Below are 25,452 nucleotides of genomic sequence, written 5' to 3' on the forward strand. Positions count from 1 at the left end.
AACAATATGAAGAAGTATTTTGCTGGTTAAAATAAAGATGAGTCTTACATGTAATAAAAGACTATTCGTACGTACCGTATGGCGAAGCATTTTGATTGTTTTGCTATTACAAATGCTATGTGTATCTTTGATTTGGTTGTATTATTTTGTCCAGCCCCGTGGTTACCAAGCAACTTTAACATTTTCATTATCTGATTCTGTAGGAAAGCTATTACCAATTAAAAAGCAAGACAATGTTATCGCCTTTTTGTTTTCACAGCCTATGTTCTTCAATGATTCGAATTTTTCTTTAAGTGCTTCTTATAAGAAAAAAAATCATGAAAATATCCGTTTATCGCGTCATGGTGATTTTATCGATCTTACTTTTGAAGCCGAGACACTTGAAGCAGCTCAACGTGGGTTGGAAACTTGGTTTTCCGCATTTTCACAAGCAATCATAAAACAGAAACAATTCTTGTTAAATGATAAATTAGAAGACAAACAATATGATAATATTGCAATCCTTAATATCGTGCAGGAATTTCGTAAATCTATTGATTCTTTTATTCAGCGTGGTGTAAAACAAACAGAGCTTCATGATCTTTCGATGCAATTAACGCAAGCAACTTTAAAGCGTATTCATTTAACAAGTTTGAATTCAACGATTAACATGATGCGTGAAAATGGGCAGTCTTTACTGTCTTTATCGTTTATTGCAGGCAATTCAGCAATTGCTGCTCTGGAATCTAAACGTGATCTCTTGGAAACACAAAGAGCACATATGGCTGTGCAATTAGGGTGGACACATCCTCAAATTAAAGCGATGACTGCAGAATTAGAGACAGTTTCTCATCAATTAAAAAATAAAATTTTACAAATTGTTTATCAAGTTCATTCAGATGAGGTTATTGCAACGGAATTAGAAAAACAGCTCAAAAAAAGAATGAACTTTTTTGTAAAAGATCAATCCCAATCTTTGAATGAAATATTTAACGAGTTTGAAAATAAAATAAAAGCAGCAGTCGATGCCCAAAATAAAGCGATGAGCAAGTCTGCTCAACGAAGAGAAAAAATTATTGATTCATATCGGAGATTGAGTGATGATCCTCTTCTCTTACAAAATACAAATATTCACGTGGTCACGCCAACAACGTTAGCACCAATTTCTTTTATGGCTCTTTATGGAAAAAATATTCTTGTGAGTGCATTGGTCAGCTTCCTTACTCTTTTGCTAGGAATATTGTTATTCTATCCGTGCTTTAAAAGGAAAAAAGACCAAATCTCAGAAGAGGATTTGAGATCAAAAGAAAATGATCTTAAGAAGAATGAGAGTATTTTAGTCTCTCAAGAAATGAAAAATTTTGAAGCTTTTATTACGATAGAGGGATTATCTGATGTTTTGAAATGGCGTGCTTCAACCATTATTTCAATCATTGGACCAGAAGCTGCACGGACAGCGGCAAAGCTTTCACTTCATCTCACAAAAGAGAACAAAACAATTTTGTTGGTCGATATTTCTGGTCAACAAATAGAGAAAGTCATTGGCCCACATCGCGGACTGAGTGATATTTTAACGGGCAATGCCAAGTTGCATGATGTTATTTACCGTGATTATGATACGGGGGTTGATATTCTTCCTCAGGGGTTAACAAGTGCTATTTCAGCACAAGATTTTTCAAATGATATTTTTCATATATTACAAGAATTTAAAAAAGAATATGATTTTATCATCCTAGAGATGGCAAGCGAACCAAAATATGGGGTTGAGCAATTTGCAGAGCTAACAGACTATTATATTTGTAATACTGTTCTTAATGAACAAGAATGGATGATGCGTATGGTAGACAGCTTTCCAAAGACTGTTTATCGCGTTGTAGCATCATAAGCTTCGTAAAAAAGAAATATGTATCGCATGTTATAGTGGTACGCTTGTTTTTTGCTAAAGTTGTAGTACATACTAAAATAGACAAAGAGTTAATGTTTAAATTTTAAAATGCATTTTAGTTGGAGAGAAGCGTGGGGCAATCAGAGATGGCAGTAAAGAGATTAAACAATAGCGTTTTAACGCCTGTGCAAAAGGAAAATAGAAAACATATACAGGTGTGGCTTTACTCTATTTTATTGCTTTGTTTGGCAATTGTCTTAGTGGGTGGCGCTACTCGTTTGACGGGATCAGGATTATCTATAACGGAATGGAAGCCAATACACGGCGTTATTCCACCGATTGGTGAGGATCAATGGCAAGAGGAATTTTTAAAATATCAACAGATAGCACAGTATAAGCTGCTTAATCCTGATATGACTTTAAGTGCTTTTAAGGTCATTTTTTGGTGGGAATGGGCGCATCGTGTTCTTGGGCGTCTTGTTGGTCTTGTCGCTTTATTGGGGCTCATTTGGTTTTGGGCGACTAAGCGTGTTGAAAAAAATATCTTACTCCCGCTTATTGTTGTACCTATTCTTATCGCCTTTCAAGGCTTTATTGGTTGGTGGATGGTTGCTTCAGGGATTGGGCAAAGTAGTTTAACAAGTGTGAGCCAATATCGTTTGGCCTTTCATCTTATAACGGCATGTTTTGTTATTGTTTTTGTTACTTATTTATCTCGAGGACTTGAAGAATACTCAGAAAAGCCAGCAAATCAAAAGGTGCAATATTTTGCGGCATGGCTTGTTATTCTCGTCTTGATAGAGATTTATTTCGGAGCTTTGGTTGCAGGGCTTCATGCTGGAAAAGTCTATAATACATGGCCCCTTATGGATGGTCAGATTATTCCTGATGGATTGTTACAGCATCGTCCTGTTTGGCTCAATTTATTCGAAAATCCCTTAACGGTTCAGTTTATTCATAGATTTTTTGCTTATTTTTTATTGATTGCCTCGGCTATTCATGCTTTCTATGTACAAAAAAATGCTCCACATTCAACTCATTCTCGTCGTGCATTTCTTATCTGTGTTATGATTATTATCCAAGCAGTCTTGGGTATCTTAACACTGTTACATGAGGTTCCGATAAGTTTGGGGCTCATTCATCAAAGTATGGCATTAGTCGTGTTGTGTTTTGTTGTTGCACATTGGCGAGCAACAAAAGGGGCTTATCGCGTTGTTGAATAAAAGTTTGTGGGTAGGGAGGTTTAGTCGCTTGCAAGCATTAAATCGAGGTTTTGGATAGCTGCAGCTGATGCGCCTTTTCCTAAATTATCGAATATGGCGCTGAGATTAAAAATACCTTCACGATCATTTCCAAATACGAACAGTTTCATACCATCTTTATTGGCTAAACACTCTGGATTAAGTCTTTGAAGTGAAGCAGTTTCTTCTTGTGATGCAACTAAAATGGTATTTTGTCCATCGTAATGGTTTGCGAGAATTTCGCGCAAATCAGAACAGTTTGCTGATTTTGTAAATAAATGGCGATGCAGAGGAAGATTTACAATCATTCCTTGGGGAAAACGACCCACACTTGGTATAAAAACTGGGGGTTGATTGATTTGTCCATAGATTTTAATTTCTGGCACATGTTTGTGTTCAAGATTAAGACCATAGATAAAATAATTGTCCTGAATATTTTGTTGAGATTGATTTTCCATTTGTAAAATCAACTGTTTTCCACCACCGGTATAGCCGGAGATTGCATTAATCGAGATGGGATAATCGGCGTCTAGCAGTCCTGCTTCACGGAGTGGGCGAATCAAACTAATGGCACCGGTAGGATAGCATCCGGGATTGGTTATATAATGTGCTGCTTGGATGCGCTTTCTTTGTCCTGCTGTCATTTCAGGAAAACCGTAAACCCAGTTTGGTGCAACACGGTGGGCTGTCGAGCTATCAATAATCCTAATGTTTTTATTTTTTTGAAGCCAATGAACCGTTTCGCGTGCAGCATCATCTGGAAGACACAAAATAGCAATATCGGCTTGATTAAGATAGTCTTGTCGCAGATGAACATTATGGCGATCTTTATGAGCAAGAGAGAGTAGTTTTAAATCTGTACGCCTTTCTAAGCGTTTTTGTATTTGTAGTCCGGTTGTGCCATGTTCACCATCAATAAAAACTTTGGTTAGCATTCTTATTTGCCTTCGTATTAACTTTGCCTATTATATTCAGCTTTTCACATTATAAATTATTTTTAATCATTAAATTATTGAATTTCTTTAGATTATAGATATTTTTTGTAAAAGGTGTAAACAAATAAGAGTGTAAAAAAGAAATGTAATCTCATTTTTTACTATTCTCGAGAGGAAAGTTTTTCGCTGTTTTTATAACAAAGAATAAGATAAATATTTGCCTCATTATTTTTGAGTGTAAGTAGTTTAAAATGTTTGGTTTGCATGGTTTGCTGTGTTATCGTTCCTTGACTTTATTTTTTTTATGTTAGGAATGTGTTTTATGACTCAGCAAGAAAATGACGCACAAAAGCGCTTTTTTAATGATAATTTACAAACTGTTGATGGTGCAATTTTTGACGCAATTAGAGGGGAGTTTGAGCGTCAACAACATGAAATTGAGCTTATTGCTTCAGAGAATATTGTTTCAAGAGCGGTCCTTGAAGCGCAGGGGTCTGTTTTAACCAATAAGTATGCAGAAGGTTATCCAAGAAAGCGCTACTATGGTGGGTGTCAATTTGTTGATGTCGTTGAAGATTTAGCTATTGAAAGGGCAAAACAGCTTTTCGGTGCTGCGTTTGCGAATGTACAGCCTAATTCTGGTAGCCAAATGAATCAAGCTGTCTTTTTAGCTTTACTTCAGCCTGGTGACACATTTATGGGGTTGGATTTAAATGCTGGAGGTCACCTTACGCATGGTTCACCTGTTAATATGTCAGGAAAATGGTTTGATGTTGTTTCCTATGGTGTGCGTCAAGAAGATCAGATTATTGATATGGATGAGGTTGAGCAGCTTGCAAAAGAACGTAAGCCAAAACTTATTATAGCAGGGGGCTCATCTTATCCACGGCTATGGGATTGGGAAAGATTCCGTGAAATTGCAGATGAAATCGGTGCTCATTTACTCGTTGATATGTCTCATATTGCTGGTCTTGTTGCTGGTGGCGTGCATCCTTCACCTGTTCCACATGCGCATATTGTAACAACAACAACACATAAATCGCTTCGAGGTCCCCGGGGTGGTTTAATATTGACAAATGATGAGGCTTTATCCAGAAAAATTAATTCTGCAATTTTTCCTGGTCTTCAAGGTGGTCCTTTAATGCATGTGATTGCCGCAAAGGCTGTTGCGTTTGAGGAGGCTTTGCGTCCCTCTTTCAAGAGTTACAGTGCCAATGTTGTCGCTAATGCGAAAACTTTAGCAAAAACATTACAGGGTAATGGTTTTAATATTGTTTCTGGTGGTACAGATAATCATTTGTTGTTGGTTGATTTACGTTCCAAAAATCTAACAGGTAAACGTGCTGAATTGGCTTTGGGACGCGCTCATATTACCTGCAATAAAAATGGCATTCCTTTTGATTCTGAAACGCCATCTATAACATCGGGAATTCGTTTGGGATCACCTGCTGCCACGACGCGTGGTTTTTTAGAAAAAGAGTTTATTCAAGTTGGTCATCTGATTTCAGAAGTTCTTGATGGTCTTCGGAGTGCAAAAAGTGATGAAGATAATCATGCCGTTGAAATGGCTGTTGAGAAAAAGGTAAAAGATATAACGAATCAATTTCCTCTTTACTCTTATCTTACCACTCGTTAAGGATACAAAGGATGCGCTGTCCTTACTGCCAATATGAGGATACACAGGTCAAAGACTCACGTCCAGCAGAAGAGGGGGCAGTGATTCGCCGCCGCCGTGTGTGTTCTGTTTGTGGTGGTCGTTTTACAACTTTTGAACGTGTTCAGTTGCGTGAGCTCTTGGTTGCTAAAAAAAGTGGACGATGTGAACCCTTCGATCGTGATAAGTTAATGCGATCAGTTGATGTGGCTGTACGTAAGCGCAATATTGATCCTGATCATATTGAACGAGCAATTTCTGGCATTGTACGCCAGCTTGAAAGTTTGGGAGAACCAGAGATTTCTTCAGAAAAAATTGGGCATCTTGTGATGGAAGCATTGAAAAGAATTGATGATATTGCTTATATTCGTTTTGCTTCTGTGTATCGAGATTTTCGTAATGCAAGCGATTTTCACGATGTTATAGATGAATTGTCAAAGGGTATCGCGGATACAGAATCTCGTTTTGATGAATAAAAAAGTGCAAGATGAACGGTTTATGGCTGCAGCTATTCGTTTAGCAGAACGTCATGTCGGTCTTACAGGTGAGAATCCTTCCGTTGGTACGTTAATTGTGCGAAACGATAATGGTGCTGTGGGGGCTTTTATTGTTGGCTATGGCGTAACAGCTATTCATGGGAGTCCTCATGCGGAAGTGCAAGCTTTACACATGGCAGGTTCTTTGGCTCAAGGAGCGACTGCTTATGTTACTTTAGAACCTTGTGCGCATTATGGAAAAACTTCGCCGTGTGTGAATGCGCTTATTGATTCAGGTGTTTCTCGAGTTGTTATTGCGCTGACTGATTGTGACAAGCGTGTTGATGGTCATGGTATTGCTCTTTTGCGAGCGGCGGGTATTGAAGTGGTTGAGGGCATTTTAGCTGAAGAGGCTTTTGAATCCTTATGGACGCATTGGTGCATAAGGAAGATACAACGCTGTGCGGTCACTTTTAAAATGGCAATTTCTGCCGATAATGGTGTTGGAAAAAGAGAGAAGGGCAGCGTAAAAATTAGTGGAACACTTTCTCATGCCCATACGCATATTCTACGTGCTCAAAATAATGCTATCCTCGTTGGTATTGGTACTATATTAGCAGATGATCCACAACTCAATTGCCGCTTGCCAGGGATGGAGATGCGCTCACCAATTCGTATTATTTTGGATGCAGATTTATCTATCCCCCTTGATGCAAAAGTTGTCCAAACAGCCATAAAAATTCCTACATGGGTTATTTGTGATGTGGATATTTCAAAGAAAAGCAAAAAAAATGCATTGGAGCAATATGGTGTGTCTGTTTATTCGGTCGAGATGAACAATGGTTGTGTAGAACCCTTTGCTCTTTTACAGATGCTTTATAAACATGGGATTAATAGTGTTTTATTGGAAGGGGGCGTCAAGACAGGGGAAAAATTTTTGAATGCTGGTTGTGTTGATCATTTGATATGTTTTCATACCCCCATTGTTTTAGGCAAAAATCGTATTGAAGCCCCTCATTTTGGAAATTATCTCTCGCAGTTTCATGAGATTGAGACAAGAATGTTTGGAAATGACCGTTTTTATAAGTGGAGACGTAAGACATTATGTTCACAGGAATTATAACGGATATTGGTTGTGTTGAAGATGTTCAACCTTTAAAGCAGGGGATGCGTTTAAAGATTTCTACCCGCTATGCTATAGAAAGCTTAGCAATTGGGGCGTCAATTGCTTGTTCAGGAATTTGTCTGACAATTGTAGAGCGAGGATTAAAGCAAGAAGATTCCAATTGGTTTGTTGTCGAGGCGTGGGAAGAAACATTACGTTTAACGAATCTTGCACAATGGATAAAAGGAACTTTTGTTAATTTGGAACGTTCGCTTCGATTGGGTGATGAAATGGGAGGACATTTAGTTTCTGGTCATATTGATGGTTTGGCTGAAATCATTGATCAAAAAAATGAAGGGGATGCAATTCGCTTTTATTTAAAAGTTTCAAGACAATTTATGCCTTTCATTGTTAATAAGGGATCTATTGCACTTAATGGGACATCTTTGACTGTTAATGGTGTTGAGGATTGTGTTTTTGATGTTCTTATTATTCGCCATACACTTGAAATGACAACGTGGGGACAAGCTAAAATTGGAGATCGGGTCAATTTGGAAATTGATCAACTTGCTCGTTATGCTGCAAAACTTTTTGCTTTAAAAAGAGAAGATGAATAAGCCAACACTCTATTGATCGTTTTCAGAATTTTATGCTTTATAACTTTGATTTTTTTGATTCGTTTTTTGTGGAATTCCATTATGATGAAAGAGATAGGTAAAAAGCCTCACGTATTGATTGTTGAGGCACGTTTTTATGAGGGGATTTCTGATGCACTTTTGAGAGGTGCAGTGAATACTTTGCAAAAAGCTGAAGCAAGTTATGATGTTGTAACGGTTCCTGGAGCATTAGAAATACCAAGTGCAATAGCTTTTGCTGAACAAAACAAGATATCGTATGATGGTTATGTTGCTCTTGGTTGTGTTATTCGGGGTGAAACATATCACTTTGAAATTGTTGCTAATGATTCTTGTCGTGCATTGATGGATTTAACTGTTCATCAGCACTTGGCTATTGGAAATGGTATTTTGACTGTTGAAAACGAAGAACAAGCATGGGTGCGTGCAAAACTAGATGACAAAAATAAAGGTGGTTTTGCGGCTGAAGCTGCTTTATGTATGATCGCTCTAAAAAAGAGATTTGGAGATAATCGTTAAATATGGCTGATATAAAAAGCAGACATTTTCCGCGTTCAGCCAATAAACGTGGAGCAGCAAGACTCGCTGCAGTTCAAGCACTCTATCAAATGGATATCGTGGGTTCGGGGGTGATGGAAACGGCAGCTGAGTATGAGGCTTATCGTTTGGGAAAAGATATTGATGGAGATCAATATCTTGAAGCTGATTTTCAATGGTTTTTGGCTATTATAACGGGTGTTGTAAAAGATCAAAAGCAGCTTGATCCGCTGCTTCATCAACAGCTTTCTGCAGAGTGGTCTCTTTCACGTCTTGATTCTATATTGCGAGCAATTTTACGAGCAGGTTTATGGGAGTTGATCAACCGTAAAGATGTTCCCGTTGCAGTTGTCATGAATGAGTATGTTGACATAGCAAAGGCGTTTTTTGAAGGTGATGAGCCAAAACTTGTTAATGCAGTTCTCGACAGTATGGCAAAAAAAGTCCGCCTCTAAGAGTTACAAATCCCCCCCCTATTATAGATCTGATATTATCAGACCTATAATATTGAAACGGTATGCAGACTATATAATTTAGTTATGGGGTGGCAAATTCGCAGGGCCTTTTATAATTTGAATTAAGAAAGGATGTTCTTTCGTTACAGTTGGTGTTGTTTGTGTAATAAAATCAAACACTTGACCGTCTTGTAATCCGTAATTTGCAACTTTTGTAACCTGATTATTTTTACTGAAGTAAATGGCTAAAACTTTGCGATCAATAATCTTTGTTTTCATAAACTGCATCCCACGATAACGTGTCTGTGAGATGTAATAAAAAACTTCATTATCATATTTTGTTTTTAATGAAGGGGTCCCTAAAGTTAAAAGAACTTGCTCTTGACTTGAGCCAATAGAGATAGAACTTAGAGCATTTTTATCAAGAACATAGCCCTCTCTATAAATTTGGCTCGAACCTGAAGAATCAAGAAGGCTACACCCAGCAAGCATTCCTATGCTTGCTATTGATAGACCAATCAATAATTTACGTTTGATTAAGGCTATTATGTGAGGCATTTGAAACAATGGTATCTCCTTTTTATACTGAGATGTAGGACAAGAAGGCAACCTCAAGTTTTTTCTAATTTTAACTTAATCTACCGTAGCTTACACTGAGTTTCCCTGTTATAAAGCAAATTATGCCATATAGAATTTCTTTAGAAAAGAAAAAAATGCATAAATACTTGAGATAAATAAAAACATAGTGCTTTACGCGTTTTTATGTTTGGGAGTTGTCAATGAATGTTCAAAATGTTCCTCAAATGACATTTGCTTTGGCTTATCCAATATCTGTACGTTCTCTACCTGCTAAAGGTATAAGGGTTCATTTTTGTGCAAACAAAAAAGAATGTACACATTTAGCCCAGAACCATGATTTAATTGAAGTAAAATCTTGTGAGGGAAAATTCCATATTTTCCCGTGGAAAAAACGCGGAGTGCGTATAAAAGGTCTGTTGCAAGCGCGTATACTACAGTTATGTGTTGTTACATTGGAACCATTAGAAAATATCCTTTGTGAAAATATTGAGGTTGTTTTTGTTCCTGAAGATTCAAATTTGATGAAGCCAAAAATATCAGAGGATACAGGGGAATTGTTTTTAGATGTGGAGGGGCTTGATACTCCTGAAGTGTTTTATGATGATAAAATTGATATTGGCGCAATCATGGAAGAGTTTTTTGAGTTGTCTATTAATCATTATCCACGTAAAGAAGGGATAAAGATGAATATGGGTGAAAATTTAGAAGAAGCAGAGCGAAAATTCTCTCCATTTTCTGTTTTGAAAAATTGGAAGTGATTGTAGAAACATACAAAAAATATCTATTGTATGCTAAACGGTATTTTCTGCGGAGCGATTTTCGCAAGATGTGCTGTGTGAGTATTCAGGAGCCAAAAATCATAATATGTATTTAAAGATGTAAATGAAAAGATGTGGGATATGCAAGCGTGATTAGAATTTCTGTGGATGTCATGGGTGGTGATTACGGTCCAGAAGCAGCTATTGCAGGAGCAGCAATTGTACAAAAATATTTATCAAATATTTATTTTCTATTTTATGGAGTAGAGGAGGCTGTTCGTCCGGTTTTAAAAAAATATCCCTGTTTGGATTCTGTATCGCGCTTTTGCCCTACAGAAAGTTATACACGCATGGATGAAAAGCCAAGCCAAGCACTTCGTAATGGACGTGGTAAATCATCAATGTGGTACGCCATTGAAGCGGTAAAAAATGGTGAAGCTGATGCTTGCATTTCTGCTGGTAATACGGGTGCACTCATGGCCATGTCTTATTTTTGTTTGAAAATGCTTGCAGAGGCTGAACGTCCTGGTATTGCGGGTATCTGGCCAACACTGCGCAGTGAGAGTATTGTTTTAGATATTGGAGCAACAATTGGTGCCTCTGCTAGTCAGTTGGTTGATTTGGCGGTTATGGGAGCAGGTATGTTTCGCGCTTTATATCACACTGAAAGACCAAGTGTTGGGCTTTTAAATGTGGGGGTGGAAGAGGTTAAAGGACTTTATGAAATAAAAAAAGCAGGAATGATATTGCGTGAAGTGCAATTAGAAGGATTGAAATATAAAGGATTTGTTGAGGGCAATGACATTGGAAAAGGAACAGTCGATGTTGTTGTGACAGAGGGGTTTTCTGGTAATATTGCTTTAAAAACCGCAGAAGGAACCGCGCGACAGATAGGAGAGATTTTAAACTCTGCAATGCGCAGTTCTTTTTTAACATCTCTTGGTTATTTTTTATCACGGGGTGCTTTTCGTATACTGAAACATAAAATGGATCCTGATAGGGTGAATGGAGGAGTTCTTTTAGGTTTGAATGGTGTTGTTATAAAAAGTCATGGCAGTGCTAATGCTAATGGCTTTGCTTCTGCTATCCGCGTTGGTTATAAAATGGTTAATAATGGACTTTTACAAAAAATAACGGCTGATTTACGGCGATTTCATGAAAATAAAGCAACACTTTTTGACCAAGAAGATGAAGCGGTGATGAATGGAGAGTCCTTATGATAAGCTCTTATAATAGAAATAAAAAATTTGAAGAAAAGGTAAGAGCTGAATGATTCGGTCAATTATACGTGGTGTAGGAAGTGCTTTGCCGAAAAGAAGTTTATCAAATGATGAGATTGCAAAGTTTGTTGAAACGTCAGATTCATGGATTGTTCAGCGTACAGGAATACGCCAACGTTATATTGCCAGTGAAAATGAAACAACTGTTTCTTTAGGAGTTGAGGCTGCGCAAGCAGCACTTACAAATGCTGGTTTAACAATAAAAGACATCGATTGTATTATTTTAGCAACGTCCACCCCGAATCGTACTTTTCCTGCTTCTGCTGTTGAAATTCAGCATGCTTTGGGAATGAGCCATGGATTTGCTTTTGATATTCAAGCTGTTTGCTCTGGTTTTATTTTTGCTTTAACAACAGGAGATTCTTATTTACGGTGTGGAGGGGCTAAAAGAATTTTAGTTATTGGATCCGATACATTTTCTCGAATTTTAGATTGGGAAGATCGTACGACATGTGTTTTGTTTGGTGATGGTGCTGGTGCTGTTATTTTGGAAGCACTAGAAACTGAGGGTGATATTGCTTTTGAGCGTGGTATATTGTCTGCGAAATTGCGCTCTAATGGTGCTTATATAGATAAGCTATATGTTGATGGTGGACCTTCAACAACACAAACGACAGGCTATTTGCGTATGGAAGGACGAGAAGTTTTTAAATATGCTGTTGGTATGATAACGGATGTGGTTGATGATTGTTTTGCAGCTGCAGGTATGGATTCTTCACAACTAGATTGGTTTGTACCTCATCAGGCTAATAAGCGCATTATTGAAGCATCTGCTAAAAAGCTGGGAATTTCACTAGATAAAGTTGTGATTACCGTTGATCAACATGGTAATACGTCTGCTGCATCAGTTCCGTTGGCTTTAACAACAGCTGTTTGCGATGGAAAAATAAAAGAAGGAGATCTTATCATGTTAGAAGCCATGGGAGGTGGATTTACATGGGGAGCAATTCTTATTCGTTGGTAAATTATGGCTACTTGACCATATTTCAAGAAAACGTATAAGTCATTTTGTAATTTTTAATATTTTAATAGGTGGTTATAATGACAAGTAAGACAGTAACGCGTGCAGATTTAGCGAGCGTAGTTTGTAAAAGAGTGGGCTTGTCACATACTGAATCAGCAGCTTTAGTCGAATTGGTTTTGGATGAGATTTGCAACTCACTTGTAAGAGGTGAAGCGGTTAAATTATCTTCTTTTGCAACTTTTCAGGTTCGCAGTAAAAATGAACGTGTTGGACGCAATCCAAAAACAGGTGTTGAAGCACCGATTCCGCCGCGACGTGTTGTGACGTTTAAGGCTGCCAATGTCCTTAAACAGAGAATTTTAGATTCGCATCGTGCAAAACAGAAAAAATGATATCTCATAAATAAATGCCATGGTATGTTTGGTATTTGTTAAAGAAATGTATAAAATAAGGGTCTTTATTTTTTAGAAAAAGACTGGTGAGTAAGGTATCAATGATGGTCTTATTTTTGACTAATCTTGTTGAGAAATTGAGACAGAATGAGTCATTGTGAAGTAATTTATTTTGTTTTAAATAAGGTGTTACAAAATGGATAAAAGCTCTGATGCTTTTCGCACAATTAGCGAAGTAGCGGAGTTATTGGAGCTTCCGCAGCATGTCTTAAGATTTTGGGAAACACGTTTTAGGCAGATTAAACCAATGAAACGTGGGGGAGGAAGGCGCTATTATCGTCCGGTCGATGTTGATTTGCTCAATGGTATTAAGCAGTTACTATATGATCAGGGTTATACGATAAAAGGTGTGCAACGCCTTTTGAAAGAAAATGGTGTTGCTTTTGTGACTGCATTGGGTAATGGTGATCTTGATGCTATGAATGTGGTCATAGAGAAGAAACATGCAGGACAAACTTCTGAAAATGCTAGCAATAAGCCTAAGAAATCTTCTTTTGGGCTTTTGAGTTTCATGAGGAATGAGGGAGAAACATCTGTCGGTTCTGTGAATCTTTACAAAGATAAAACTGATAAAGCATTGTTACAAGAAATTCTGTTTGAACTCATTGAATGTAAGCGTGTTCTTGATAGAGCACGATAATAATATTTTTTTATTTTATATGTGTTTCGTAGATATTTAGATGTTTTATGGATGTGCCCAGAATTTTATACGTTCAACGAGTAGTCATATATCGTATGTGTATATTTAACGAGTTTTTTATAAGAGTTTTTCATTTGGTAAAACACGAAGAAGAGAAAGAATAAACGCTGAGTTTTGCCATTTTTTTTGATTTGGCTTTATAAAAATTAAGGCAATATCTCATCAGTGTAGATTGCGGGATGTAGAATGCCATTAGCTTACCAATTCATGTGCTTGTTTTAAAGAGATGTTTCTTAAGGCTTCTTAATCTTATTTTACCATAATGCCTCGTGAATGATTAATGGTAAACTCGTTGAGTACCGCTATTTTTATACTTATGAAGGTTCAAGTCGGCATCATCATTATAATTATAGCCTGTTCTCAATGACTGCAACAATTCTTAGCACTTTAGGCGGTTCATTGTAGGCATTTTAAAAGTCCTTTCTCAATAATTTTTATCCACACACTCATTCCGCTTGTTTCGTGCAAGCAAATGATTTTGATAGATTCAACATAAACATATTAAAAATAAGAGAAGCCTATGATATTCGAAACCTTATTTAATATGAATAACGATATATTATCATTATAAATCAATATCTTGTCCTTTTTATAAGGGCTTATCTTACGAATAAGAAATATCATTGTTCAGCTAATTTTACATATTTTTTATTAATAAATATAATCTTGTTTTCAGTTTTCTTGCTTGATGTTTCTATAATTATTGTAATGATCTATCCATGATAATAGCAGAATTTTTTCATTATAAAGGTAAAAGATTAATGTTATTATTAATATTCAATTGTCTATGATTTTTGCATTTAAACAGCTCATAGCTTACATTCAACTTTTTCACCAATCTACCTTGTAGAGAAAGAGCACGTTATTCTTTCTGATGATAGGTCATTGTGCATGAAACAAAAACACACTACAATATCAAATTATTTCATTTTGTACAAAAACTGAAGATTTATAGTAAAAAATTAACGTATTACCATCTTCTGTGGTATTATGCATTTATTACACGTTGCAAATCTGGAGGTGTTGCTTCATTTGAGAGTTGTTTAATCACATCTTCTACAGATAAAAGGGTTTGATTTGTACTTCCTAAGCGGCGCATATTTACGCTGTTTGTTTCAGCTTCACGTTTGCCACATACCAAAATTACGGGGACTTTTTGTAAAGAATGTTCTCGTATTTTATAGTTAATTTTTTCATTGCGGAGATCTATTGTTGCGGAAAGCCCAACAGCTTTAAGTTTTGCTGTTATTTTTTGGGCATATTCATTTGCTTCGGATGTAATTGTTGCAACAACAATTTGTTCAGGAGCAAGCCAAAGTGGCATATGTCCAGCAAAATTTTCAATTAATATACCAAGAAAACGCTCCATTGATCCAAAAATAGCACGGTGGATCATAACAGGTTGACGTTTTTCTGAATCTTTATCAATATAGAATGCACCAAAACGTTCAGGGAGATTAAAGTCTATTTGTGTTGTTCCACATTGCCATTCACGACCGATAGCATCCTTTAATGTATATTCAAATTTTGGACCATAAAATGCTCCTTCACCTGGAAGGATGCTTGTTTTGATTTGTCCTGCAAATTTTGTTTCAATCGTTTTAAGGACAGATTCCATGATACTTTCTGCATGATCCCATAATGCATCAGATCCAACTCGTTTTTCTGGACGTGTTGAAAGCTTAAGACTAATTTCTTTAAAACCAAAATCAGCATAAGTTGATAAAATAAGATCATTAATACTGAGACATTCATCGGCTAATTGTTCATCAGTACAAAAAATATGCGCATCATCTTGTGTAAAACCACGCACACGCATAAGACCATGTAAAGAGCCTGAAGGCTCATAACGATGAACAAGTCCAAATTCAGCAAGTCTAATAGGCAAATCACGATAAGATTTTAAACCATGTTTAAAAATTTGCACATGACCAGGGCAATTCATTGGTTTAAGGGCATAAACATTCCCATGATCTGAATCTTCTTCTGCTGAAATTACTTTGAACATATTCTCCTTATACCAACCCCAATGGCCAGATATTTCCCAGAGTGACCTATCGAGGACTTGTGGTGCATTAACTTCAGCATATTGATGATCATCAAGGCGTCTACGCATATAGCTGATCAAATTTTGGAACATTTTCCAACCTTTTTTGTGCCAAAAAATCATTCCTGGCCCTTCTTCTTGAAAGTGAAATAAGTCCATTTCACGTCCCAAGCGGCGATGATCACGTTTTTCAGCTTCTTCTAGCATATGGAGGTAGGCTTTTAAGTCATTTTCATTTGCAAATGCTGTTCCATAAATTCTCGTGAGCATTGGATTATTGGCATCGCCACGCCAATAAGCTCCTGCAACTTTCATTAATTTGAAAGCATTCCCAATTTGCCCTGTAGATTGCATGTGCGGTCCGCGACAAAGATCAAACCACTCCCCTTGATAATAGATTTTTAAATCTTGATTTTCAGGAATGCTATCAATAAGTTCAACTTTATAAAATTCCTTTTTCTCAGAAAAAACTTTTCTTGCTTTTTCACGAGACCAAATTTCTTTTCTAAAAGGTTTATTGCGTTGGATAATTTCACGCATTTTCTTTTCAATGACGGTGAGATCATCTAATGTGAAAGGTTGTTGGCGTGCAAAATCATAATAGAATCCGTTCTCAATGACAGGACCTATTGTTACTTGCGTTTCAGGAAAGAGCTCTTGCACTGCTTCAGCAAGGACATGGGCGCAATCATGCCTTATGAGCTCAAGAGCGCGTGAATCTTCTCGGGTAATAATCTCTACTTGACCAGATTGTCCCAATGGATCCGATAAGTCTCGCGTGATACCATCAAGACTATAGGCGACTGCTTTTTTTGCAAGTGATTTAGAAATAGATTCTGCTAATTCCAAGCCTGTCATTTCGGCGGGGTAATTACGTTTTGAACCATCGGGAAAAAAAAGAGAAATAGAGCAAGACATAAAAACACCCTTTTAATCCAATTCCGCTAACGATTGCGGATGGTTTCGTGAAAATTGAGTAAAAAGCTTATAGACTAATTTTTTATCAATACATGTGAAAAAAGAAAAGGATTATTTGTTGTGTTTGTCAGAAATTTTCCAGTAACGCCAAGGTTTATAAAAACAGCAAGAATTTCCAAGCGATGGAGGGACTGGATCAAAGCCATCTGTTCCAAAGGGCCCACAACGCATGATACGAAAGAGTCCCATCCATGCACCAGCCCAAAGCCCATGGCGAGCAATCGCTTCATATGTATATTCTGAACAAGTCGGAGCATGGCGACATTGATTGCCTATAAGGCTCGAAAGTGTTATTTGATAGAACCGTATTAAGAAAATACCCAATAATCGTCCGGGTGTTTTTTTCCAAGTGCCTGTGTAATTCCGAGTCAACTTTTTTTGTCTAGATTGTGATTTGAACATTTATTTTTCTTCAATTTTTTGAATGCAGTCTATCATTGCATCAAAGGGTAGTAGTGTTGCTGCATGGCGCACTTTATAGTCTTTAATGGGCTGTAAGCAAGAAAAATCCTCAAATGGAGCTTGAGGAGAAGGACCATTTTGCGTTAGCATTTGGTAGATAACTTCACGCAATATTTTAAGATCTTGAGTTGTTTGTCCGATGATATGAGATGCTAAAAGTGAAGCTGAAGCTTGCCCTAGCACACATGCATGTATTTCGTGAGCAAAATCGGTAATAATACCATTTTCCACTTTTAAATCTACAGTGATTGTCGAACCACAAAGGTGTGCATGTTTTCTTGATGTTGCATCAGGATTATTAAGACGCCCAATTTTGCCTATATGTGCAGCATATTTAAGTATTTTATCATTATAGATATTATCAATCATGCGCTATTGCCTGAAATTTTGAGAGTCGTGATTGTTTAAACTTTTAATTCGCTTATATAGAGATTATACAAAATGAGATAGGTATGGAGCAAATGCTTTGTATAGAGTAAGCTTGGAGTTTTTGAATGCGTAATGTTGTTAAAGAAGACGCAATTTTATCTGAAGAAAAGCGTCCGAGTATTGAAAAGGTGGAAGAAGCGATTCGTACATTACTCTTATGGATAGGGGAAAATCCAAATAGAGAAGGGCTTTTAGATACTCCAAAACGTATAGCCAAGGCATATCGCGAGCTTTTTAATGGTTATAGTCAATCGGTTAAAGAAACCTTAGGTACAGTTTTTGAAGAGGTTTCAGGATACAATGAAGCCGTAATCGTAAAGAATATACCTTTTTATTCACACTGTGAGCATCACATGATCCCAATTATTGGGAAAGCACATATAGCATATCTTCCTAATGCAAAAATTGTTGGTCTTTCAAAAATTGTACGTGTTGTAGATATTTTTTCTCGTCGTTTACAAACTCAAGAAGCTATGACAGCGCAAGTGGCTCACGCGTTAAAAACGTATCTGAAGCCTCATGGTGTAGCAGTATTGATTGAGGCTGAGCACATGTGTATGGCTATGAGAGGAATCCAAAAACAGGGCTCTACAACAATTACAAAAAACTTTCATGGTTATTATGAAAAAGATCAAGCGGCACAAGCACATTTTATGATGATGGTTCAAAGGTCATAGTAAAGCCCATATTTCTCGTAATCTCTATTAAATTATAAAGCATCCGGATAAAATAAATTATGAGAAAAAGAAAATTGGCTTGTACCTTTCTTTATGATTTGTTAAAGGCTAAAAACCAAGATTTTTTCTTTCCACGTGCGGTCGTGGCGGAATTGGTAGACGCGCAGCGTTGAGGTCGCTGTGGGGCAACCCGTGGAAGTTCGAGTCTTCTCGACCGCACCAGTTCGCAGGGAGTCTCTCCATAATGAGATGAAGTTATGTTAGAGAGAGGGGATTTATAGGCATTATAGAAAAATCTTTTTTGTATGTTATTTGTTGGTGTGTTGCCAATAATGTTTCGTTTTTTATTACTTTATCTATGCATTTGAAATGTTATATTTTTATAAGGTGGGGTGAAGTTGCAGTGAGAAGTATAATGATTCTGAGATATTTAACACTTCTTATTTGTATTTCTTTATTATCAGCGTGTAGTGATTCACGTGCTGTACTTTGGCATGGGGTGCATGCAACACCTTCTATGACTGCCGTAGAAAGGGAAGTTGAAGGGAAACCAGTTTCTCCAAAAGCCATCGTTCCAGTGTATGTTGCAACGAGTCGTATGATGCAAAATAATTACGCTCAACCTTATGGTGCAGAGCGATCAAATAAAGTTCATTATAATCGTGTTGACGTAGGAATTCCTCAGCAACATGTAAAGGGAGTTGTTGAAATAAATGCCTATAAACCTACGCATGATAAGTATTTTGCAGCAGTAGCATTGCAAAAATACGATAATAAAGAACAGTTTAAACAGCAATTAAATGCTGCTTTAGCAAAAAAGCCAAAAGGAAAAAGAGAAATTTTTCTTTTTATCCATGGGTATAATAATAATTTTGCAGATGGTACATTTCGTACAGCACAGTTTACACACGATTATTCTTTAAATGTTGTCGCTGTGCATTATTCTTGGCCTTCGGCCGGATCAGTTCCTCTTTATATTTATGATCGTGACAGTGCTAATTTTGCCCGTGACGGATTGATAGAGCTTTTAACACTTATTAGTGAAACCAATGCTGATCAAATTTCGGTTATTGCACATTCTATGGGCAATTTTGTTATAATGGAAGCATTTAGAACGTTAGCGTTACAGGGAAAATATAGGCCTATTCGTCGTATTACAAGTTTATTAATGGCTGCACCAGATATTGATGTTGATGTATTTGAGCGCCAACTTAATGATATAAAAAAACTTCCGCAGCCAACCGCTATTTTAGTATCCAGAGCGGATAAAGCTCTTGCGGTTTCAGGACGTCTTACGGGTGGACATCATCGTGTGGGCGATGGCTCAGATATTGAAATGTTGCGTAAAAATGGAATAGCTGTTCTTGATTTTTCTCATGTGGATGGGGGAGCACACAATGTCTTTGCATCTTCGCCAACGTTGATGGCTCTTTCTCGAGAAGGTTCTTTGGCTTCCACAATTATGCAAGGTACAGAATTGTCACCTAGTCAAGCCCTTCTTGCTGATGGTAGTAGTGTGTTGGAAAAAACAACACATCTTATCCTTTATACACCTGTACGTTTTCTCTCTCCACGGATTCCACGTTGATCGTGAAAAGAGAGAAGGGGCTCCATCGAATAATGTATTGGAGGTAATATTTTTTAGCACTTTCTTTAGAATGGTCTTGTAAAATGAAAAATAAATAGCGGGATGAATGTAAAAAACAGTCATTAGGTGAGTTTGTGATGATTGCACGGAAACGCTATGTTAATACGCCTACAGTTGTTGATTATTTATCTCATTCCGCAATTAAGTTATTAGATATTCATGCTATGCTTGTGAAGGTGAGAAAAGGTGATATGGGGGAAAAACCAAATTTATTGCGTCAAATTGATTCTACAAAAAAACAGTTAGATGAGATAAGCCATGCTCTTATTTTAGAATATCGTAAACGCCAAGAAAATGAGCGTTTTTTAAAACAAATTCTGCTATCCATTTCTGATCAACTTTTTGCACTTAATAATGGTTTTAAGGAAACAGGACGTCTTTTTTTTCAAGAAGTTAGAATACTTCAATCTCAGATGCAATGTTTGTATGAGGGAAAGGAGAGGCTGCATTTGTTGAATAGCCAAGAATCTTTTTGTTCTCCATCAAAGATTGATGAAGTCATTAAACAGTTACAAAAAGCACGAGAAAAGCTTATTCTTGAAAGCCCACATCTCTTTGAAAAAAGCACAAAAGCTAAACAATAAAAGTTCTTTAGTTGAGCAGATAGATAATTTGAATTTTACAGCAAAAACGCTGTTAGATAGAAGGCTATAACCTTTTTAAAGAAAAGAATTTGCTTTAATAAATGAAACACATACCTTATATCTTTGCTAAAGTTAAGGCTGATGAATTAGGTGGCTTTATTGAAAAAAATGTTTGTGGAAAGAATTTTACAAAAAACTTTCTGATTCTTTTAATAATAGTCCGCCGGATAATTTTACCAATGTTATGAAGTTGTTAGTATATTCATTAGGCAAATAAAAAGCAAGTAAAATAAAATAGTTATGTCTAATATAAGGGAATAGGTGAATCTTGATTCTATTGAGTTTTTTGCCTCTATCCCTCATCTTTTTGAAGCTTTTTTATGGCTTCAAGAGCGAGTTTTTTACGGTCTGCGCTCTTTGTGTAAAGAGATGCCATAGCATCATTTGTCCAGCCAAAAATTGCTTTGAGTTGTGATACTGTTGCACCAGAATTAGCTGCGCGTGTTGCTGCTAATTTTCTTAAGCCATGTGCTGATTTTTTGATTCCCGCTACGTTACAAGCCTCACGAAAAAGGTTGCCAAAACTTTCTTTAACTAGTTTTTTACCTTCTTTACCACAAATGAATGTTTCTTCTCCAATAGGACCAGTTTCAAGCGTTTTGGCTAATTCCGGTAAAATAGGTAGAAAGACATCTGTTTGGAATTTACTTTTCTCTGTTTTGAGATGAATAATATTGTCTTTGACATCTTTCCAGCCAATGCGAACCGCATCACCACGACGCAAACCCGTATACAAAAGGACATCAATCCAAACGCGTTCATGGGTACCATGGGACCATCTTTGATAATATGTCTCAACATCTTCTTCTGTCCAAACAGGAAAGCCGCTTTTATTTTTAAGAGGAGGTTTTTTGACGCCTAAAGCTGGATTATTTTCCAAAAGACCTTGATCAATTGCCCAATTAAAAAGTCCATTAAGGGCTTTCAGAAAGTTTCTAGCCATTGCTGGGTTTCTTTGCGCCGTTCAACACCGGCTATGATATGTTTCTTTTCAATTGCTTGGTATGGAATGTTTCCTATGCTATCACATACCTTCATAAGGATGAGTTCTTTTTGTTTTTGGGTGACTTTAGAAAGGCTATGCCAATTGGAGCTGTTAAAGTATTGTTTAAGTAGCCATGCAAATGACCCTTCAACAAGTTTACCGGTTTTTGATTTAGGAAGTATAAGCCCTTGTAACTCGGCAAGTGCGCTTTTGTAGTTATCAACAAACTCTTGCGTTCCATAGGTACCGCGTATTCTAATGCGTTTGCCGTGACCAATACGTACATACCATACAATTTTGCCATGTTGAGTAATTTGTTTGATAGCCATAACAAGCGTTATAGGCTCTCTCACTCAAATGAGTGATTAAAGATCATACGCACCATTTACATTCCTTTTGATAAGTTTTCATATCTCTCATAGAGCACTTGCAATATGATACGTTTTGTATATATGCACTCATTACTCCATTGTGGATGATTCATTTTAATCAATAAGAAACGCTATTTGAAAGCCGCGTCATATCACTTGGCACGGCTCTCTTTTATTTTACTCTCTCTTTTATGATATGTTTATAGCAATGCATTTTATATGCGCTTATACACCATAAAAAAGGCACGCCCCCCATATCTATTTTTATTCTGTTTTATCAGTTATATTGACAACATTATCGTTTTCATAAACCTTACATTTTTTTGGAACGACACTTACTTTGACTGTTTAATTTTGCATTGCCATAGGCTTTACCCCAGACCTTGGCATGATAGGAAACCTTGGCATTGCCATAAACCCACGCATTATCATACACCCAGAAATTGCCATCATGGGATAAGTTACTTTCCTTTTCGATATAGCCTCCCAGATCACCTACTTTGACATCATCAAAGTCTTTTAAAGCTTTAATGCGATAAAGGTTTGTAATTTTCTTAGTAATTCTATCTTTAATTTGTTTGATTTCATTTGTTAATTGGTATTTTTTGCACATAAAGATACCCTCACAATCTAATATGATAAACATTTGCTAAAATTTGGAATGGGAAAATTTGAAAGAGGAGCGCCCCCGCCACGCCTGTACTTTCATTTACACCGCTTTATTGATTAGACCCAGACAATCTCTAATTCACCATAAGGAGAGAGACGTTCAGTATAGGTTTTTATTTTAGTAGACCCGCCGACATTTTCACGAATAACAGCAATGCCATGAATATTGGCATTTTCATAAACTCTAGCATTGCCATAAACCCTTGCATTTTCATAAACGTGACCATTTTTAAACACAAGAGCCTCATCATAGTCCCAGCAATTGCCTTCATGAGAGAGGTTATCTTCCTTTTCAATAAAGCCGCCTAAGGTACCTGCTTTGATATCAGCAAAATCTTTTAATGCTTTAATAATGAAGTCAATTAAATCTATTTAGGATAAATAGCGAGTATCAGGTGAGGTAAAGTCATTTAAAAGCGGATAAATTTTTTTCAAAAAGGGTTTTTAAAGGTTGTTTATCCACAGCCTATGACATGGAATAAGATCAGCAAAGTAGTGAAATTTGCTATTCATTTCACGGGTTAATCAAGACAAATGAACTATGTACATAAAAATATCAGAATGAGTATTTTGATGCATTTTATAGATAGGTTTTGAAGGTTTCTCAAAATACTCAAAACCTTCAAAACTTATAGATAAGGCGTTCTTTAAAGGTTCACTCTATGAATGCAAGGGGATATGGTTGAGCAAATTTATCCTTTATATTTATGGGGATATTGATGTATTAACCATTGACGGGCTAAACAGTTTTGTTTAGAAGCTTTTTCATATAAATGTGGGGGAGAGATCTTCAGCAGTTAAAATAAAGTGGTTTTTGGGTGTCACTTTTTTGGTCACAGAGGCATGTGCTTTTGTTAAAAGCGTCATAGAGCAGTGGCTGTTTTGAGTGGACTTGTTAGAGGTTCCATGAAGTTTTTTTAAAGAGTGCTTCATGGATAATGCAAAGCGGGGGCAATCTGTATTGTTATTGATATTTTTACGCCAAAGTTCTCTTTTGAGAATTTTTCGTGCCATTGTTGTTTTCTTTGGCTTGTTTACAGGTGTAAATGTTTATGCGCGCTCCTCAGCTATTTTTCATTCCCCAACAGATAATTTTTCTCGCAGATATTCAGAAAAGCAGCAATTAGAAAGAATTGAGAAATTACGGTCTTTAACGCCTAAAAGGATCAAGACGCCTTCAGAGCAAAATCCAGAAATGCTTTTGGGTGGGAAGCAATGTTTTCCCATTCATGCTGTTGTTGTTGAGGGAGTGCACCATGTCAAAAAGCGCTCTATATCAGCCGTAACAGAGCCTTATGTTGGAAGATGTATCGGTCTTTTTGATATTCAGCTCTTAATCAAGAAGTTAACCAAAGTTTATTTGGATCAAGGCTATGTAACGGCACGTTTTTACATTCCTGATCAAGATATCAAAAACAGCAAGACGCTCAAATTTGTTGTTGTTGAGGGGAAACTTTCAGAGATTTACTATAATGGTTTACCGACGTCTCGTTATAATAATGTTGTATGGAGTGCTTTTCCTGGGCTTCAAGGTCATGTTCTGAACATGCGCGATATTGAACAGGGGCTTGATCAGATCAACCGTTTGAGTTCAGCGCACGCTCAAAGCGAACTTCTTCCAGGGCGTGAAGAAGGGAGCACCATTGTCAATATTAACAATCATCCCGATAAAACGTTCAAGGTTACTGTTTCTCATGACAATATGGGACAATCTTCCACGGGTTATGCGCGTTATAGTGCGGGCTTGAGGGTAGAAAATATTTTAGGGATGAATGATGCGTGGGATTTTAACTATCAACGCAGTGAGCCCGATTATTGGGGTGGGAGCAAGCAAGAAGGACATAGCAATAACATTTCAGCGAGTGTGAGTATTCCATATGGTTATTGGACCTTTGGATTGAATGGCACTGTTTATAATTACCAAAGCATTATCCCTGGCAATTTTACCGATATTGAGACGACGGGGGATTCCAGTGAGTTGCACGCCAGTACAAGCAGGGTTCTTTACCGTGATAGTGTTTCCCTTACAACCTTGAATTTGGGGCTTTCTTATAAAAGAACCAACAATTACCTTCTTGGCAATAAGATTGAAGTGGGCAGCCGTCAATATAGCGTCGCCAATTTTGGCATTTCGCATTCGCGCCAGATGTTGGGGGGGACTTGGACCTTTGATGTGAGTTATTTGCAAGGGCTCCCTTTGTTTCATTCTGTCAAGAAGCACGATCCAGGAGCAGGGGATGCGGAGCCACAATTTGCCAAATTTACTGGTACGCTTAGTGTCATGACGCCTTTTAAGGTAGGGAGCTTGGACTTTATACTGAGCAATCTTTTGAGTGGTCAATATTCACCGCATAATTTATTGGGAGCTGAACAGATTTCGTTGGGGGGTGCTTCCAATGTTCGTGGCACGCGTGAGAGTTTTCTTTTTGGCAATAACGGTTTTTTTAGCCGGAATGATTTGTTGTTGCGCACCATTCCGTGGAGCAATCACGCGACCTTCAAAAAGGTTTTTGGAGAACTTCGCCCTTATGTTGGTTTGGATTATGGGCGTGTTTTTGCACAACCCTTGTATGGGATTAAGAGTGATCAGCTTGCCGGTTGGACAGCCGGTGTCAAGCTTGCGGGAGGCATGGTCTCTCTTGATGCCAGTTATTCCAGTATTTTTTGGAGCACAGTTAAGCACAAAAAATCAGGAACATTTTTTATGACATTAACAATGGAACTTTAAGCATTTTTTATTGGGGAGTTAAAGTATGAGATATGAGAAGAGAGCAGAAAGAGCAGCTTTATTAGGTGTTTTGGTCTCCAGTACGATGCTCAAAAAGGTTTTATTTGGGGGACTTGGTTTTTCTTGTTTGTTAGCCCCTTCAGCGTTACAGGCGCAAATTACTGTGGATCCTAACGCGA

General features: G+C 37.2%; 22 protein-coding genes, 1 tRNA gene and 3 pseudogenes. 18 read left to right on the forward strand and 8 right to left on the reverse strand.

The window, feature by feature from the left end; all coding sequences use genetic code 11:
- The first annotated feature begins 37 nt into the window (after positions 1 to 37).
- Complete coding sequence (locus ACFIMA_RS07550) at positions 38 to 1,864, forward strand: hypothetical protein (protein ID WP_375693296.1); 1,827 nt, start codon at positions 38 to 40, stop codon at positions 1,862 to 1,864.
- Between the two features lie 131 nt (positions 1,865 to 1,995).
- A complete protein-coding gene (locus tag ACFIMA_RS07555) occupies positions 1,996 to 3,087 on the forward strand; it encodes a COX15/CtaA family protein (RefSeq protein ID WP_375677961.1) in 1,092 nt (363 codons plus the stop codon).
- Positions 3,088 to 3,107: 20 nt separating this feature from the next.
- Here the strand turns inward: ACFIMA_RS07555 and argC are convergent, their stop codons facing one another.
- Positions 3,108 to 4,040: an N-acetyl-gamma-glutamyl-phosphate reductase gene (gene argC, locus ACFIMA_RS07560; RefSeq protein WP_375693295.1), complete on the reverse strand. Its 933-nt coding sequence runs from the start codon at positions 4,038 to 4,040 to the stop codon at positions 3,108 to 3,110.
- Between the two features lie 322 nt (positions 4,041 to 4,362).
- Between argC and glyA the strand changes: the two genes are divergently transcribed.
- From glyA to nusB, 6 genes are all read left to right on the forward strand, one after another.
- The gene (gene glyA, locus ACFIMA_RS07565; RefSeq protein ID WP_375611569.1) at positions 4,363 to 5,676 is read left to right on the forward strand and encodes a serine hydroxymethyltransferase; all 1,314 of its coding nucleotides are present in this window, start codon (positions 4,363 to 4,365) and stop codon (positions 5,674 to 5,676) included.
- Positions 5,677 to 5,687: 11 nt separating this feature from the next.
- Positions 5,688 to 6,170 (forward strand): transcriptional regulator NrdR, encoded by a 483-nt coding sequence (gene nrdR / locus ACFIMA_RS07570; protein WP_375611570.1) that lies wholly within the window; start codon positions 5,688 to 5,690, stop codon positions 6,168 to 6,170.
- Positions 6,163 to 7,293: a bifunctional diaminohydroxyphosphoribosylaminopyrimidine deaminase/5-amino-6-(5-phosphoribosylamino)uracil reductase RibD gene (gene ribD / locus ACFIMA_RS07575; RefSeq protein WP_375611590.1), complete on the forward strand. Its 1,131-nt coding sequence runs from the start codon at positions 6,163 to 6,165 to the stop codon at positions 7,291 to 7,293. The genes nrdR and ribD overlap by 8 nt, the downstream gene beginning before the upstream one ends.
- Positions 7,275 to 7,892, forward strand: a complete 618-nt coding sequence (locus tag ACFIMA_RS07580) for a riboflavin synthase (RefSeq protein WP_375613061.1) — start codon at positions 7,275 to 7,277, stop codon at positions 7,890 to 7,892. The genes ribD and ACFIMA_RS07580 overlap by 19 nt, the downstream gene beginning before the upstream one ends.
- A gap of 81 nt (positions 7,893 to 7,973) precedes the next feature.
- Positions 7,974 to 8,429, forward strand: a complete 456-nt coding sequence (locus tag ACFIMA_RS07585) for a 6,7-dimethyl-8-ribityllumazine synthase (RefSeq protein ID WP_375611572.1) — start codon at positions 7,974 to 7,976, stop codon at positions 8,427 to 8,429.
- 2 nt (positions 8,430 to 8,431) lie between these two features.
- The gene (nusB, locus tag ACFIMA_RS07590) at positions 8,432 to 8,902 is read left to right on the forward strand and encodes a transcription antitermination factor NusB (RefSeq protein WP_015856452.1); all 471 of its coding nucleotides are present in this window, start codon (positions 8,432 to 8,434) and stop codon (positions 8,900 to 8,902) included.
- A 78-nt stretch (positions 8,903 to 8,980) separates the two neighbouring features.
- Here nusB and ACFIMA_RS07595 read toward each other — a convergent pair whose 3' ends face one another.
- Positions 8,981 to 9,460 (reverse strand): outer membrane protein assembly factor BamE, encoded by a 480-nt coding sequence (locus ACFIMA_RS07595; protein ID WP_375613146.1) that lies wholly within the window; start codon positions 9,458 to 9,460, stop codon positions 8,981 to 8,983.
- A gap of 221 nt (positions 9,461 to 9,681) precedes the next feature.
- Here ACFIMA_RS07595 and ACFIMA_RS07600 point away from each other — a divergent pair, with 221 nt between their 5' ends.
- From ACFIMA_RS07600 to ACFIMA_RS07620, 5 genes are all read left to right on the forward strand, one after another.
- Positions 9,682 to 10,239 carry a DUF177 domain-containing protein gene (locus ACFIMA_RS07600; RefSeq protein WP_375618504.1) on the forward strand — a complete coding sequence of 186 codons (558 nt, stop codon included), beginning with the start codon at positions 9,682 to 9,684 and terminating at the stop codon, positions 10,237 to 10,239.
- A 149-nt stretch (positions 10,240 to 10,388) separates the two neighbouring features.
- Positions 10,389 to 11,459, forward strand: coding sequence for a phosphate acyltransferase PlsX (plsX, locus tag ACFIMA_RS07605; protein ID WP_375693294.1), 1,071 nt, complete (start codon positions 10,389 to 10,391; stop codon positions 11,457 to 11,459).
- A gap of 49 nt (positions 11,460 to 11,508) precedes the next feature.
- Positions 11,509 to 12,483, forward strand: coding sequence for a beta-ketoacyl-ACP synthase III (locus ACFIMA_RS07610; RefSeq protein WP_375629381.1), 975 nt, complete (start codon positions 11,509 to 11,511; stop codon positions 12,481 to 12,483).
- Between the two features lie 77 nt (positions 12,484 to 12,560).
- A complete protein-coding gene (locus ACFIMA_RS07615; protein WP_273791377.1) occupies positions 12,561 to 12,875 on the forward strand; it encodes an integration host factor subunit alpha in 315 nt (104 codons plus the stop codon).
- 196 nt (positions 12,876 to 13,071) lie between these two features.
- Entirely contained in the window at positions 13,072 to 13,575 is a 504-nt protein-coding gene (locus ACFIMA_RS07620; RefSeq protein ID WP_375607116.1) for a MerR family transcriptional regulator, read from the forward strand.
- A 1,048-nt stretch (positions 13,576 to 14,623) separates the two neighbouring features.
- Here the strand turns inward: ACFIMA_RS07620 and thrS are convergent.
- The 3 genes from thrS to ACFIMA_RS07635 all read right to left on the reverse strand — a co-directional run bounded on the left by thrS (position 14,624) and on the right by ACFIMA_RS07635 (position 17,491).
- Positions 14,624 to 16,600 carry a threonine--tRNA ligase gene (thrS, locus tag ACFIMA_RS07625; RefSeq protein WP_375611577.1) on the reverse strand — a complete coding sequence of 659 codons (1,977 nt, stop codon included), beginning with the start codon at positions 16,598 to 16,600 and terminating at the stop codon, positions 14,624 to 14,626.
- Between the two features lie 111 nt (positions 16,601 to 16,711).
- Positions 16,712 to 17,062, reverse strand: coding sequence for a membrane protein insertion efficiency factor YidD (gene yidD, locus ACFIMA_RS07630; RefSeq protein WP_375632204.1), 351 nt, complete (start codon positions 17,060 to 17,062; stop codon positions 16,712 to 16,714).
- Positions 17,063 to 17,491: an iron-sulfur cluster assembly scaffold protein gene (locus ACFIMA_RS07635; RefSeq protein WP_375653703.1), complete on the reverse strand. Its 429-nt coding sequence runs from the start codon at positions 17,489 to 17,491 to the stop codon at positions 17,063 to 17,065. It abuts the gene before it with no gap.
- Between the two features lie 125 nt (positions 17,492 to 17,616).
- Between ACFIMA_RS07635 and folE the strand changes: the two genes are divergently transcribed.
- From folE to ACFIMA_RS07655, 4 genes are all read left to right on the forward strand, one after another.
- Positions 17,617 to 18,228: a GTP cyclohydrolase I FolE gene (folE, locus tag ACFIMA_RS07640; RefSeq protein WP_375653705.1), complete on the forward strand. Its 612-nt coding sequence runs from the start codon at positions 17,617 to 17,619 to the stop codon at positions 18,226 to 18,228.
- A 137-nt stretch (positions 18,229 to 18,365) separates the two neighbouring features.
- Positions 18,366 to 18,450, forward strand: a tRNA-Leu gene (locus ACFIMA_RS07645).
- Between the two features lie 193 nt (positions 18,451 to 18,643).
- A complete protein-coding gene (locus tag ACFIMA_RS07650) occupies positions 18,644 to 19,816 on the forward strand; it encodes an alpha/beta hydrolase (RefSeq protein WP_375607121.1) in 1,173 nt (390 codons plus the stop codon).
- Positions 19,817 to 19,953: 137 nt separating this feature from the next.
- Positions 19,954 to 20,460, forward strand: coding sequence for a hypothetical protein (locus tag ACFIMA_RS07655; RefSeq protein WP_015856440.1), 507 nt, complete (start codon positions 19,954 to 19,956; stop codon positions 20,458 to 20,460).
- A gap of 352 nt (positions 20,461 to 20,812) precedes the next feature.
- On the opposite strand, the pseudogene ACFIMA_RS07660 reads toward ACFIMA_RS07655, so the two are convergent.
- From ACFIMA_RS07660 to ACFIMA_RS07670, 3 pseudogenes are all read right to left on the reverse strand, one after another.
- Positions 20,813 to 21,834, reverse strand: a pseudogene (locus ACFIMA_RS07660) (tyrosine-type recombinase/integrase).
- A gap of 391 nt (positions 21,835 to 22,225) precedes the next feature.
- Positions 22,226 to 22,489 (reverse strand): annotated as a pseudogene (locus ACFIMA_RS07665) (hypothetical protein); the annotation flags it as partial.
- Between the two features lie 113 nt (positions 22,490 to 22,602).
- A pseudogene (locus ACFIMA_RS07670) lies at positions 22,603 to 22,896 on the reverse strand (hypothetical protein); the annotation flags it as partial.
- 580 nt (positions 22,897 to 23,476) lie between these two features.
- On the opposite strand from ACFIMA_RS07670, the gene ACFIMA_RS07675 reads away from it, so the two are divergent.
- Entirely contained in the window at positions 23,477 to 25,273 is a 1,797-nt protein-coding gene (locus tag ACFIMA_RS07675) for a ShlB/FhaC/HecB family hemolysin secretion/activation protein (protein WP_375693293.1), read from the forward strand.
- The last annotated feature ends 179 nt before the right edge of the window (positions 25,274 to 25,452 follow it).

This window comes from Bartonella sp. AP88HLJMH (assembly GCF_042195605.1).
Lineage (GTDB): Bacteria > Pseudomonadota > Alphaproteobacteria > Rhizobiales > Rhizobiaceae > Bartonella.